11 protein-coding genes are annotated in these 12,289 nt (G+C 68.9%); 8 read left to right on the top strand and 3 right to left on the bottom strand.

Annotation, left to right across the window (positions count from 1 at the left end; translation table 11 throughout):
* Positions 1-230: 230 nt before the first annotated feature.
* Positions 231-1,481: an amidohydrolase family protein gene (locus AB0K21_RS29760; protein WP_343961905.1), complete on the top strand. Its 1,251-nt coding sequence runs from the start codon at positions 231-233 to the stop codon at positions 1,479-1,481.
* A 112-nt stretch (positions 1,482-1,593) separates the two neighbouring features.
* Here AB0K21_RS29760 and AB0K21_RS29755 read toward each other — a convergent pair whose 3' ends face one another.
* Entirely contained in the window at positions 1,594-2,265 is a 672-nt protein-coding gene (locus AB0K21_RS29755; protein ID WP_343961903.1) for an enoyl-CoA hydratase-related protein, read from the bottom strand.
* A gap of 423 nt (positions 2,266-2,688) precedes the next feature.
* On the opposite strand from AB0K21_RS29755, the gene AB0K21_RS29750 reads away from it, so the two are divergent.
* Positions 2,689-2,982: a hypothetical protein gene (locus tag AB0K21_RS29750; protein ID WP_343961901.1), complete on the top strand. Its 294-nt coding sequence runs from the start codon at positions 2,689-2,691 to the stop codon at positions 2,980-2,982.
* 144 nt (positions 2,983-3,126) lie between these two features.
* Here AB0K21_RS29750 and AB0K21_RS29745 read toward each other — a convergent pair whose 3' ends face one another.
* Positions 3,127-3,471 carry an MmcQ/YjbR family DNA-binding protein gene (locus AB0K21_RS29745; protein WP_343961899.1) on the bottom strand — a complete coding sequence of 115 codons (345 nt, stop codon included), beginning with the start codon at positions 3,469-3,471 and terminating at the stop codon, positions 3,127-3,129.
* 381 nt (positions 3,472-3,852) lie between these two features.
* Here AB0K21_RS29745 and AB0K21_RS29740 point away from each other — a divergent pair, with 381 nt between their 5' ends.
* From AB0K21_RS29740 to AB0K21_RS29725, 4 genes are all read left to right on the top strand, one after another.
* Positions 3,853-4,218 (top strand): hypothetical protein, encoded by a 366-nt coding sequence (locus AB0K21_RS29740; RefSeq protein ID WP_364155002.1) that lies wholly within the window; start codon positions 3,853-3,855, stop codon positions 4,216-4,218.
* The gene (locus AB0K21_RS29735; protein WP_343961895.1) at positions 4,178-4,816 is read left to right on the top strand and encodes a tyrosine-type recombinase/integrase; all 639 of its coding nucleotides are present in this window, start codon (positions 4,178-4,180) and stop codon (positions 4,814-4,816) included. Before AB0K21_RS29740 ends, AB0K21_RS29735 begins: the two co-directional genes overlap by 41 nt.
* A 25-nt stretch (positions 4,817-4,841) precedes the next feature.
* Positions 4,842-5,138, top strand: coding sequence for a helix-turn-helix transcriptional regulator (locus tag AB0K21_RS29730; RefSeq protein ID WP_343961893.1), 297 nt, complete (start codon positions 4,842-4,844; stop codon positions 5,136-5,138).
* A 362-nt stretch (positions 5,139-5,500) separates the two neighbouring features.
* Positions 5,501-6,823, top strand: a complete 1,323-nt coding sequence (locus AB0K21_RS29725; protein WP_343961891.1) for a hypothetical protein — start codon at positions 5,501-5,503, stop codon at positions 6,821-6,823.
* Positions 6,824-7,464: 641 nt separating this feature from the next.
* Here the strand turns inward: AB0K21_RS29725 and AB0K21_RS29720 are convergent.
* A complete protein-coding gene (locus AB0K21_RS29720; RefSeq protein WP_364154999.1) occupies positions 7,465-7,608 on the bottom strand; it encodes a hypothetical protein in 144 nt (47 codons plus the stop codon).
* Between the two features lie 64 nt (positions 7,609-7,672).
* On the opposite strand from AB0K21_RS29720, the gene AB0K21_RS29715 reads away from it, so the two are divergent.
* Together AB0K21_RS29715 and AB0K21_RS29710 are read left to right on the top strand one after the other, a co-directional pair.
* Complete coding sequence (locus AB0K21_RS29715) at positions 7,673-9,340, top strand: hemopexin repeat-containing protein (protein ID WP_343961887.1); 1,668 nt, start codon at positions 7,673-7,675, stop codon at positions 9,338-9,340.
* 168 nt (positions 9,341-9,508) lie between these two features.
* The gene (locus tag AB0K21_RS29710) at positions 9,509-12,289 is read left to right on the top strand and encodes a DUF6603 domain-containing protein (RefSeq protein ID WP_364154997.1); all 2,781 of its coding nucleotides are present in this window, start codon (positions 9,509-9,511) and stop codon (positions 12,287-12,289) included.

Here is a 12,289-nt window from a genome sequence, read left to right as displayed (position 1 = left end):
CAGTGAGTCACGCTGCCGACGACGCGGCCTGAACCGTGCACCCCATGCACGGCGAGGAGCTGCAAGCTCGGTCCCTTCAGGACCGAGAAGCTGACTGTACGATCAGGTAGCCCGCAGGACTTCGATCGATTTTGGTGAACGGCCGGATACTCCGGGTAGCCGCTCGTAGTACGCGGCTTGGCAGGTCTGGCCGTCACGGGTCTCGTGGTCGCGCTTCTACCGTGCTTCCCATGGACACTCCAGATCTCCTCATCCGCAACGCCTCCCTCCGCGGTCGTCCCGGCAGATGGTCACTGGCGGCGACGGGCGGGCTGCTCAGCCTCGTCGCCGAGGACGACCCCGACCTCGGCCCGGCGACCGATGTGACCATCGACGCCGACGGCGCCCTGGTCACCGAGCCGTTCGTGGACGCCCACCTGCACCTGTGCAAGGCACACACCCTCGACGCGGCCGGCCCCGCCGCACTGTCGGAGTACACCGGCCGCGCCATGGGGGCCGCGATGGGAGCCATCGAGACGGCCGCCGCCGTCAAGGCCGGTCAGACGCGGGAGGCCGTCCTGGAACGGGCCCGGCCGGTACTGGTCGAGTCCGTGCGGCACGGCGTCCGGGCCGTGCAGGCCTTCGCCGACATCGATCCGGCAGCGGGGCTGACCGGGGTGGAGGCGCTGCTGGCGCTGCGCGAGGAGTTCCGCGGCGTGGTCGACGTGCGGGTGGTGGCGTTCCCGCAGGACGGCCTGCTCCGCGAGCCCGGCACCGAGGAACTGGTCGCCGAGGCCGTACGGCTCGGCGCCGACGTGGTGGGCGGCATCCCGTGGATCGAGTGGACCGACGCCGACGCCGCCGAGCACGTACGGCGCATGGTCGATCTCGCACGGCGGCACGGGCTGCGCGTCGCCATGCTGGTCGACGACGCCGGAGACCCGGGGCTGCGGACGACCGAGATGCTCGCGCGGGAGTTGCTGGAGCGGAACATGATCGGGCGCGGCAGCGCCCAGCACGCGCGGGCGATGGCCCTCTATCCCGAGCCGTACCTGCGGCGCCTGGCCGGACTGTGTCGTGCGGCGGGGCTCGGTTTCGTCAGCGACCCGCACACGGGACCGCTCCATCTACCGGTCTTCGAGCTGGCCCGCGCCGGGGTTCCGGTCGCACTGGGGCAGGACGACGTCGAGGACGCCTACTACCCGTTCGGGCGGCACAACCTCCTGGAGGTGGCGTTCCTGGCCGCGCACCTGCTCGACGCCCGCACCGACGCCGCCCTGGAACGGCTGTACGACATGGTGACCGTCGACGCCGCCCGGGTCGTCGGCCTGCCCGCCCACCGCCTGGAACCCGGGGCTCCCGCAGACCTCGTCGTCCTTGAGGGGCGGACCCTCCGCGAGGCCCTGACCCGGCACGCACCGCCCCGCCATGTCGTCGTCGCGGGCCGGGTCGTGGCCTCGTCCACCCGGCACACCGTCTTCGGAGCCGGTGTCCCCCGCTGAAGGACACGCGTGCCCATTGACCCGTCCCCGCAGGCCCGCCCGGGTGAACAAGCGCTGAGAACCGCCGCCCTGGCGGCGATATCCGTGCCAGGCGGGCCTGGACCTCGACCGCTCAGCCGAGCGGGTTGTCCTTCTCCCGCAGCCTCTCCAGGGCGGGCCCGTACATGCGGGCCTTGATGGTGCCGAGGGTGGGGCCGCCCTTGGCCGTCTGGGCGCGAGCGATCTCCATGGCGGTCTGCCGCACGGCGTCCTCGTCCACCGCGCGGTCGACGACGGCGGCGGCCAGGGCGTCATGGCCGCCGTAGCGGCGCGCGGTGGTCATCGCCTCGTGCGCGGTCTGCGGGGCCAGCCGAGCCTGGATCAGCGCGGACATGCCCGGAGTGAACGGGATGTTGATGTCGGCTTCCGGCAGGCACCAGTAGCCCCGGTCGGCGCGCATCACCCGGAAGTCGTGGGCCAGGGAGAACATCGCGCCGGCCGCGAAGGTGTGCCCCTGCAGGGCGGCCACGGTGACCATCGGCAAGGTCAGCACCCGTGCCAGGAGCTCGTGAACGCTGACCACGTAGTCCCGGTGCAGGTCGGCGTGGGCGAACAGCCAGTCCAGGTCCAGGCCGTTGGAGAAGAACTTGCCGGTCGCGACGGTCACCAGGGCACGGGGGCCCTCCGCCTTCTCCACCTCGTCCAGCGCGGCGTTGACGGAGGCGATCCAGTCGGGGTGGAAACGGTTCTCGGTGTCCCCGATGTCGAGGATGAAGACGTCGTCCTGGCGGTCGAGCGTGGGCATGCCTGATTCCTTTCGCGGTTGTCGCTCATGCACACCTGGCCCGGCCGGGATCGGCAGCCGCGCCCACGACGAGCGAGCCGCCGAACATGAGCGCCTTTCTGACGTCGAAGACCGGCAGGAACTTGCGTCGGCAACGATGCTACTAGCGAGTAACTACGGCGAATCGCATATTACATCGAAGTAACTCATTTGTCCGCAGGATCAACTCCGGGCGGCAAGCCCTCCGCGTCCTGTTTGCTACCGGCGGGTCATCGGACCGCCCCAAGGTTTTGAAATCCTGTGGCCGACCACCTCGGGTCCCTTCGCCTACCGTGGGAGCAGGTTCCCTGCCGTGCCGACCGGCCGGCCCGGCACACCGCCGGACACCGTGCCGCGCTTTCCGCCAGAGCCGGAGTTCGAGATCTCCGCCCGCGAGGAGATGTGATGACCAAGGTCAGGAACGCTCTCGTAGCCGGTGCGATGACGGCCTCCGCCCTCCTCGCACCCATGACGACGCCGGCTCCGTCCGCCGTCGCGGACACCGCGGCCTCGAACGCCTCGCCCACTCTCGGCTCCGCCCAGAAGCCCTGCCGCGAGCACAGGCACCCCGAGAGGTGCCGCGCCCGGCGCGGTCACCACGGCATCATCGGCGGTGGCGATGGCGGTGTCGGCATCGGCGGCGGCATCAGCGACAACAGGGCTCCCGGCAACAGAGGCGGGGCGGGGATCGACAACTGACAGGACCGCGGGCGGCTCGCGAGGCACTGCCGCGTTCCTCGGCGCGGGTCACGAACATGCGGCGCCCCGGGCCGGTGTGGACCGGTACTTCCGCCGAGGAACGTCACGACATGATCACGAACCGGCCCCCGGCATGTCGCAGGACTACCGCCCGGCCTCGTGCGCGTCGACCAGCCGCTTGGGGGCCGTCAGGCACCACGCCTCGGTGACCAGCTCGAACAGCTCATCCGGATCGATCTTCGCGAGGTGCACCACGACCCAGCCGAACCGGCCCGCGGTGAACTGGACCTCGAACACCTCCGGCCGCTCCGCCACCAGCGCGATCTGCTCGTCGATCGTCGCCTTGAGACCCACGGTCTCCGTGTCTCCCCACAGGTAGCCGAAACCCTTGCCTCGGACCTTCAGCGAGGTCCAGCTGCCGGAGTCGCTCTGCTGCACCTCGGGAAGCCTGTCGAGCATCTCCAGGAATTCACCAACACTCACACCCATGGGCCACGTCTATCAGAACGCTCCGACAATCCCCGCGAAACCACCCTGCCGTCGAAGGCCACCGCGGGCCCGGCCCGGCCGGTACCCCTCACGCCAGGGGATCTGTAGGAACTCCCGCGAGTTCGTTCTGAGCCTGAGCCTGCACACCATGGTAGGAGTGCCATACCGAGAGTAGTGAACCGCTTGACGCTCCGTCGGGATTCCTGAAGCATTGCCAGCAATTGAGGTGTCCGGTCGGAGGCAGTGAGCTGGGGTGTGCCGATGAGCCTTGGTGTGGTGCGATCACTGGCTACTCCTAGGCGTCTAACGAGCTCGCAGGACTTCGAGGACTACGAGCAGGAGCTCGTCGACCAGTACTTACTGGCTTGCGTCTGCGCTGGAATGAGCGACGATTCGATCACCGATGATAGGCAGGCGATCTTCGAGTTCGTCCGGTTTCTGAGTGGCCCGGTATGGACGGCCGGCCCGGAGGACGCCGATCGGTTTCTGACAGCTCAGCGGAAGCTCGGCAGGGCCAAGAGCACCGTCCAGCACAAGGCCTGGACGATCGCGCAGTTCTTCGACTTCCTGATCATCCGCTACCAGGGCGACGTGCACGCCCTGACCGGGCACGTGCTCTGCCAGCCCCATCGACGAGTTCAACCGGCCGGCCAAGGCCGACTACGGAACCCCGCGGATCCCGCCACCCAGCAGCGAGGTCGAGGCGATGTTCGCCGCCTGGCGGGAGTCGCTGCCCGGAGCCCGTAAGTACCTTCCCGCTGCTCGTGACTACTTCGCCGCGTCACTGTGGCGCCGGGTGGGATTGCGGATCACCGAGACGGTGAAGCTTGACATCCGAGACTGGCGGCCAGACCTCGGCGAGGTCGGCAAGCTTCATGTCCGCTTCGGTAAGGGAAGCCGCGGCCGCGGGCCCAAGCCCCGGCTCGTCCCCGCCATCAACTCCGTGGACATCTTGATCAACTGGTGGCTGACCGATGTGCGACACCAGTTCGGCGACGACTGGAGTGACCTCGATGCCCCGCTGCTGCCTAGCGAGCGGCGCGACACCCATACTGGCCGCAACAGGAGAGCCGGCGACGACACCCTGCGAAACGGGCTGACGGCTGCGGTCCAGGCGTTCTTGCCGTCCTGGAGCGGCAGGATCACCCCACACGTCCTGCGGCATTTCTGCGCCTCGCACTTTTACGAGCAGGGCATGGACCTCAAGGCCATCCAGGAAGTCCTTGGCCATGAATGGCTATCGACCACGACCCAGTACATCCACGTCCACGCCGACCATATCGAGCGAGCCTGGGCAACAGCCAACCAGCGCGTCGCCGGCCGGCTCGGCCCCAGGGGAGGGTGACGACACCATGCGCTGGAATATGCGGATGAAGGCCGCCGAGCGCGGCATCTGGAAGTCGACCGAACTTCGGCGCCTGCTCGCCGAAGCAGGACTGGAGATCAGCGCGGGGAAGATGTCGGCGCTGTGGACCGGAACGCCGACCACAATCCGGCTCGACGATCTGGACGTGATCTGCTCGGTCTTGGAATGCGCGCCAACAGACCTGTTGATCTGCGAGCCGGAGAAGGTCCACGCGCGGCGGCCCCGCCAGGCCGAAACCGCTACCGGCGCCTCACCAGTGGCACCTCGCCTTGGCCGTAACCGAACAGTGCCTCCAGCGTGACCGCGCCGAGGATGTGCCCGGGTTGCCAGGTCAAACCGGTCAGTACCTACTCGGCGAAGTACTGCTTCGACTGCCGGCCGGTGCACCGACGGCCGCCGCCACCGTGTCGCAAATGTGGCTCTGCGGACTATTACACCGCTGGTCTCTGCCAACGGTGCCACCCCTTGGCACCGGCACTTCCCGACTCCTGCCCAGACTGCAACGCCTGGGGCCTGCTACGGAGCAGCAGCGGGATTTGTCTGGCCTGCCGCGCCTGGCGAAAGGCCTACCCCCGCCAAGGGGCGTGCCAATTGTGTGGGTCCGTCGCCTACCTGCACACAACCATGATGATCTGCAGGCTGTGTCGTTGCCAGGCCCCGTTGGTGCGCAAGAAGGCCATCCCCCTGGCCGTGAAGGCGGCCAACCAGGGCGGTCAGCAGCTCTTTCTCGCAAACGCTGACCAGCGCCTGCGGCTCAGCACCACGCGCCGTTCGCCGCCCCCGCGCCCACCTCAGCCCGGCCTGTCGCCGATCCGTCCCGTCGACCACCGCCAGCTCACCTTGATCGACCCGCCCCGCGATCTGGCCGCCGGTCTTCACGCCGGCCTTCCGTCCCCACCGGACGTGGCCCTGGCCGAGGCCTTCGAGCACTTCGTCGCCGAGCACGCCGAACGGTACGGCTGGACCCCTGCCACCTGCCGCAATGTCCGCCGCGGCCTGCGCATCGTCCTGACTCTTCAGGAAACACCCGGCGCACGGATCAAGGCCAGCGACATCCTGCTCCTGGGCCAAGTCCCCAGCGCGTTCCAGGTCGCCCGCACGATCGAGATCGTCGAGCTCGCGGGCATGCTCGACGACGACCGGATTCCAGCGATCGTCAACTGGTTCGACACGAAGATCGCTGGCTTACCCGGCCCGATGCAGGAAGAACTGCGCGTCTGGTTCGAGGTGATGCGTCATGGCAGCACGAAGCCACCGCGGCGACGGCCTCGCCGCGAGGGCACCATCAGGATGAAACTCTCCAGGGCGCTGCCTGCCCTGCGCCGGTGGGCCGACCAGCACACCTCGCTCCGGGAGATCAGCAGAGACGACGTCCTGGCGGTGCTGCCCGCCAGTGGGTCGCCCCGGGTCGGTGCTGTGCAGGGCATTCGCTCGATCTTCACGGTGCTCAAGGAACACAAGCTCGTCTTCACCAACCCCACCGCCCGGATTCAGACTGGCCCACCGACGCCCACCATCCCCCTGCCGGTCGACCTCGACGCGCTCCGCGCCGCGATCCACTCCAGCAATCCGGCCCGCGCCGCGCTCGCGTCTCTGCAAGCCTTCCACGCCCTGCGCTCACGTCAGCTGCGTCAGCTGCAGCTGACCGATCTCCTTGATGGCCGGCTGCACATCGACGGCCGGGTGATCCCTCTGGCACCCGAGGTGCGAACACGCCTGGTGGCCTGGCTGGATCACCGCAACCAGCGCTGGCCACGCACCGCCAACCCTCATCTGTTCATCACCACCGACACCGCCATCCGCACGGGCCCGGTCAGCCATACGTGGATCAATGAGATCATCGGGATATCCCCTCAAGCCATTCGAGAGGATCGCATCCTCGACGAGGCGATCGCCACCGGTGACGTACGCAGAATCTGCGACCTGTTCGGCCTCACCGTCGAGGCCGCCCTCCGCTACACGGAGCGAGGGGGACCGGCACGGTAAGCACCGGTTGGGCTACATCCTGACCTGTACGACCCAGCAGCGCCGGTACCGTCTTGGGAAGCCCACGTCAGGATGCGCGACGAGCACCTCGCCGCGGGCCAATGTGCGAGTGCGAACGTGGCCGCGTGGGGCTTAGGCCTACCAGACCAAGCGATCTGTCGGCGCCGCACTTGGCCCTGGCCTGCCCGCGCCCCGGCAACTGCTCCGCCAGGCGGCGACGTTACCGGGCGCGGTGTGCTGCAGCTGCACGCGGACGGCGTCGACCAGCTGCGCGGCGCGCTTCCACGCGTCGACGTCGACGGCGCGCTCGTCGGGACGGGCCGAACCCGCGACCTCGGGGGAGCGCCGCCATTCGGGGTGTCGGGTTGGGTCGGACCGGGGCGCCCTGCCGTGATTACTCACGGTGGGTTTCCCCGGCCCACCCGCCGCACCCGGCGTGCGCGTCTCCACGCACCGGGCGCTCCACGTGCCTTGCCCGCTGGTCAGGTTCCCGCGGGTTCGGAGGACCAGGGGGTCGGAATGTTGCCGCCGCGATAGCGGTAGCGTTCGATCTTGACCTTGGACGCGCCGGTGAAGGCGGCCCCCTGGTGGGCGATCCTCCAGCCCTGGCGCCCGGCCTGCTCAGGGCGTGCGGCCTCGCATCAAGCTCGATTTTCGGCGGTCAATTCTTCGCTTTTCGGATACCTCACCACTTCGACATAAAGGATACGCAGCCATTTTGCGGCTATAAATGACATTTGCTGATCTAATTCCCCACCTTCACCTCTAGTATTGACAGTGGTCACGGCGCCTTTCATAGTCGATAAAGGATTTCCCGCTCTTTCGATTCTTTCCAGCGAAAGGATTTCTGTGCCCGCGGAATTGGTGGACGCGTTTTTCTCGGTAACAGACTCCGGCGCCAAGGTCGGGTTCGTGGTCCAGGGCGGGCAGGCGGCCCGCTTCGGGTGGGCCGAAGAGCGGATGCTCGATCACTACGCTCCCTTGCTGGGGAAACGGTGGCCGGCGCTCCCGGCGGCCTTCACCGGCGGATTCGACGCCGCGCTCGCCACGCCCGCGGACGACCCGTGGACGATGGTGTTTCGCGGGAGCCAGTGCCTGCGGCTGCACCCGGTGGACGGGTCGGTCGGCCAGGTCGGCTCGATCGACGGCCAGTACCCGGGACTGCCGGCCGCATTCCGCGCCGGGATCGACGCGGCGCTGCCGGCGGCCACCGCCGGAGAGGCCTACTTCTTCAAGGGCGGCCAGTGCGTGCGCTACGACCTGCGCTCGGAGATGCCGGTGGAGACCATGTCACTGGCCGACACCTGGCAGGGGCTGAGCGCCAAGGCCCCCGCCTTCGTCAACGGGATCAGCGCCGCCGCCGTCAACCCCGTGACGGGTAAGGCCTTCTTCTTCAAGGGCTCACAGTTCGTGCGGGTCGCGTTGAGCACCCGGACCGTCGAGACGGCCGCGGCCCCGGTCGACGAGGGCAGCTGGCCGGGGCTGCGGCGCACCTTCAGCCCCGGCCGCGTGTACGTGGTGCAGAGAATAGGGGAATCTGGCGACCCCATATCAGCGGCTGTGGTGGACCTTGCGACGCGCACCGTGACCGGGACGCTCGACATGCCCCTCAACGTCACCCGGAGCATCAGCCCCACCCCGGACGGCCGGTTCCTCTACGTGGCAACCATGTCCGGCTACGTCTGCGTGGACGCAGCGAACCATCAGGTCGTGGCGACCTTCCCCCGGCTGATCTCGTATGACCCAGCCAACGCCTACAGCCCCGACGGGACGCACTACCACTTCACCTCCTGGCAACAGAACGGCGACTCCTCCTACTCCAACTATCTGGAGACGGTGCAGGTCGGCACGTTCAACGAGGTAAGCCGGATCGAGCTCAAGGCAACGGTTTTCGCCGGGGCCACGACGACGGAGAACTCCAGCCGGGCACCGGTTGTCCTCGGAGGGCCGTACCGGATCGCGCCGCACCGGGATGGGCGGTTCGTCTACATCAGCGGGGGGGTGATGGGCCGCGGCCCGATGGTGGCCGAGGTCGATCTGGAGCAGAAGCTGGTCCGCCAGCTCTTCCCACTGTCCGGACAGACCGCGCCTAACGACCTGGCGCTCTCCCCGGACGGCTTGGTCGCCCACACCGCCGCCGGCGGGCGCACACTGGCATTCAGCACGCGCACCGGAGAGATCCTCCTTCAGGGCGTTCTGCCCGCCTCCAGGGAGCTCGCGCTCACTCCGGACGGCAGCACCCTGCTCTGCCTGCCCAACGCGGACGGTGAGGGTGTCCTGGTCGCCGACCCGGCCACACATCAGCTGCAAGACCGCATTCCGATCGAGGCGACCGGCGGGCGCGGCACCGGCTCGGGCCTCTCCCTCAGTCACGGCGGCGCGTTCGCCTACGTCGCCGAGGTGTCCGAGGATTCCGGGTACTCGCTTGCCGTGATCGATGTCGAGGCGCGCCAGAAGGTCGCTTCCATTTCTCTGCCCGGAGACCGTGTGTTCTGGGCGATCTTCGCCCCGTTCTGACCTGGGCGGCTCGGCGCCGCCCTTGGCGATCGCCGGGTGGCAGGAGCCGCCATGGGCCGCGGACCTGGCCGCCGACGGTCGCCGCACGTGCCCTTCCCCTCGTTCGCTGCGCTGCCCGAGGCGGCATGCGGCCCTCGATCGGCGGGAAAAGCGAAAAAGGAGAGCCTGATGTCCCTGCCTGAGCGCATGTCGCTCGTCGAGCTGATCAACGAGTTCTTCGGGGAGCCGATCGAGTTGCCGGCCGCGCTGGTGCCGATCCTGGAAAACGTCCACCAATACCAGAACCTGCCTGCCGGGGAACGGCTGGTCACCGCGCGGTCCCCGGGGTATGACGATCCGGCCCAAGGCAGCCCGGTGGACGCGGTGTTCATCCAGACGAAACGAGTCGGCGGCTCGGGTGCCATCGGGCTGCTGCTGGATGTGCAGCTGCGCTTCGACGGCTCGAGCCTGGCCCTGGTGGGGGAGGTGGTGCCCAAGGGCGCGATCGTCTTCCCCAGCCTCAAGATCCTCTGCCTGGACCGGACGCTGAACGTGGGCGAGGTCAACCAGCTCAACGGCCTGCTCGCCGGCTACGGTGTGGCGGCGCGCTTCCCGGTGCCGAACGCGATGAGCGCCGATGTGTGGCCGAAGTACTTCGCCGCCGCGATCACCTGGCAGCTGGGGGGCGGCGAGATGCCCGCCCTGTCGATCTGGCTGGACAAGGACAAGGACAAGGACGACGATGACGAGGCGAAGGAGGAGGAGATCTCCTTCCCCGGGCTGCCGAAGTCCTTCGGGCCGCTGACGATCTTTGGGGTCAAGCGCGGCCGGGACAAGGCCAAGGACTACCTGCGGGTGCTGCTGGTGGCCGAGCTGAAGGTCGGCGGGCAGGTGTTGCAGCTCGACGGGCTGGGCTTCATGATCCCGCTGACGGCGAAGGGGTTCGTGCCCAGACCCGAGCTGATCGGGGCCGCGCTCAGCATCCGCCGTGACACGCCGCCGCTGACGATCAACGCGGCGCTGCGCTACACCGGCCTCGGCGATGACGCGATCTCCTACGGGCTGGCCGGGCTGGTGCGGGTGGAGACGCCGGCGCTGTCGGTCATGGGGGCCGGAGCCTGGTCACGCACGGCCGACGGCCACCAGATGATCTTCCTGTACGCGGAAGCGCTGCTGACCTCGGGCGCGTCGCTGTTCGGGCCGCCGCCGTTCACCGTGACCGGGCTGGCGGCCGGATTCGGCGTCAACAGCAGGATGCGCCCGCCGGAGGTGGCCCAGCTTCCCAGCTTCCCGCTGCTGGCCCGGCTGGAGGAGGCGCCGAAGGTCCCCGGCGAGCCGCCGCCCCCGCCGCCCGAACCGCTGGAGGTGCTCAACGACCTGACCAGCAGGACCGGCTGGGTGCGGCCGGAGGCGGGCTCGTATTGGATCGCGGCCGGGCTGACGTTCACCTCGTTCCGGTTCATCGAGACCCGCGCGCTGGCGGTGATCGAGTTCGGCAACCGGCTGAACGTGATGCTGCTGGGCCGCACCTCGATCACGCTGCCGAAGAACGCCGACGCCTCCAAAAAGGTGCACGCCCAGCTCAACATCGACCTGCGGCTGGCGTTCCTGTCGGAGGAGCACAAGCTCAGCCTGGAGGCCGCCGTCGGCCCCGGCTCGTTCGTCTTCACCCAGTCGGCCGAGCTGACCGGCGGCCTGGCGTTTTGCGTGTGGACCGGCGGCGGCCGCGGCGGCGACTTCGTGATCACTCTCGGCGGCTACCACCCGCAGTTCAACGCGATCAAGCCCGCGTACTACCCGAACCCGGCGCGGCTGGGGTTCCGGTGGCTGCCGTGCAGCCGGGTCGTGGTGCAGGCGTCCGGATACACCGCGCTCACCCCGGGCGCGATCATGTTCGGCGCCGCGCTCGCCGCCCGGTACGAAAAAGGCGTGCTGAGCGCCTGGTTCACCGCGCACGTGGACGCGCTGATCCAGTGGCGGCCGTTCTACCTCGACCTGGCGCTGGGCATCTCGATCGGCGTCGCCGCCACCATCAAGGTCTGGTTCGTCAAGGTGCGGGTGTCCATCGAGGTCGGCATCACTCTGCAGTTCTGGACGCCGCCGACCGGCGGCCGGGTCTCGGTGAAGGTCTGGTTCATCGGATTCAGCTTCGACTTCGGCGCGGGCCGGGCCGGGGCGCCGCCGGTGCCGTGGAGCGAGTTCCAGGTGCAGCTGCCGTCGCCGCTGCGCACTACCCCCGTCAAGGGCCTGCAGCCGGATGTGGACAAGGACGAGAGCGAGGCGCGCACCGCCCGCGAAGCCCCGCTGCTGTTCTCCACCGACGGGTTCGTCTTCGAGACCGAGGCGGTCATGCCCTCCTCGGAGATCTCGATCAACGGCGAGGTCTACGCCACCGGGCCGACGGTGACCATCCGCCCGATGCGGCTGACGAACGTCACCTCCAAACACATCGTGACCCTCACCCGGTTCGAGAACGGCGCCGAGACCGAATTCGACCCCGGCGCCAACGACTGGCTCCTGGAGAAGATCTACCGCGACGTGCCCCGGTCGATGTGGGGGCGGGTGCTCGACAAACCAGGCGACGCGGCGACCGAGCCGGGCCTGGAGCCGGGCCGCCTCAGCGGCGTGCGCTTCACGGTCTCGCCGCCCGAGCTGGGCGCGGGCGTCGGCCCCATCAGCTCCCGCGTGTTCAAATACGAGCCGCTGGAAGACGGCGACATGCCGCTACGGGACGGTGCGGTCGCCGGCCCGGCCCCGCGCCCGGACGAGGCCAGCATCACTACGATCGCCCGCACGCTCGCGGCGGAGGCGACCGCGCAGCGGCGCACCGCCGTCCACGATGCATTGGCCCGGCTCGGGGCGGCCCCGGGTAAGGACACCGACGGCCTGCTCGGCCACTACGCCGAACTGGTCGGCCGCAGCATGACCAGCTCGCCGCTCATCACCGACGCCCCGGCCTCCGCGAGGTGA

It is taken from the genome of Streptosporangium sp. NPDC049248, from assembly GCF_040678965.1.
Classification (GTDB): Bacteria; Actinomycetota; Actinomycetes; order Streptosporangiales; family Streptosporangiaceae; genus Streptosporangium; species Streptosporangium fukuiense.
Note: the sequence above shows the minus strand (reverse complement) of the source record. Positions and strands in the feature narration are given on the sequence as shown.

Excerpts from the sequence above, each read along its gene's own strand:
- AB0K21_RS29745 (WP_343961899.1), bottom strand. The coding sequence starts at position 3,471 with ATGGGTGTGAGTGTTGGTGAATTCCTGGAGATGCTCGACAGGCTTCCC.
- AB0K21_RS29760 (WP_343961905.1), top strand. The coding sequence starts at position 231 with ATGGACACTCCAGATCTCCTCATCCGCAACGCCTCCCTCCGCGGTCGT.
- AB0K21_RS29750 (WP_343961901.1), top strand. The coding sequence starts at position 2,689 with ATGACCAAGGTCAGGAACGCTCTCGTAGCCGGTGCGATGACGGCCTCC.
- AB0K21_RS29710 (WP_364154997.1), top strand. The coding sequence starts at position 9,509 with ATGTCCCTGCCTGAGCGCATGTCGCTCGTCGAGCTGATCAACGAGTTC.
- AB0K21_RS29730 (WP_343961893.1), top strand. The coding sequence starts at position 4,842 with ATGAAGGCCGCCGAGCGCGGCATCTGGAAGTCGACCGAACTTCGGCGC.
- AB0K21_RS29740 (WP_364155002.1), top strand. The coding sequence starts at position 3,853 with ATGAGCGACGATTCGATCACCGATGATAGGCAGGCGATCTTCGAGTTC.
- AB0K21_RS29735 (WP_343961895.1), top strand. The coding sequence starts at position 4,178 with ATGTTCGCCGCCTGGCGGGAGTCGCTGCCCGGAGCCCGTAAGTACCTT.
- AB0K21_RS29755 (WP_343961903.1), bottom strand. The coding sequence starts at position 2,265 with ATGCCCACGCTCGACCGCCAGGACGACGTCTTCATCCTCGACATCGGG.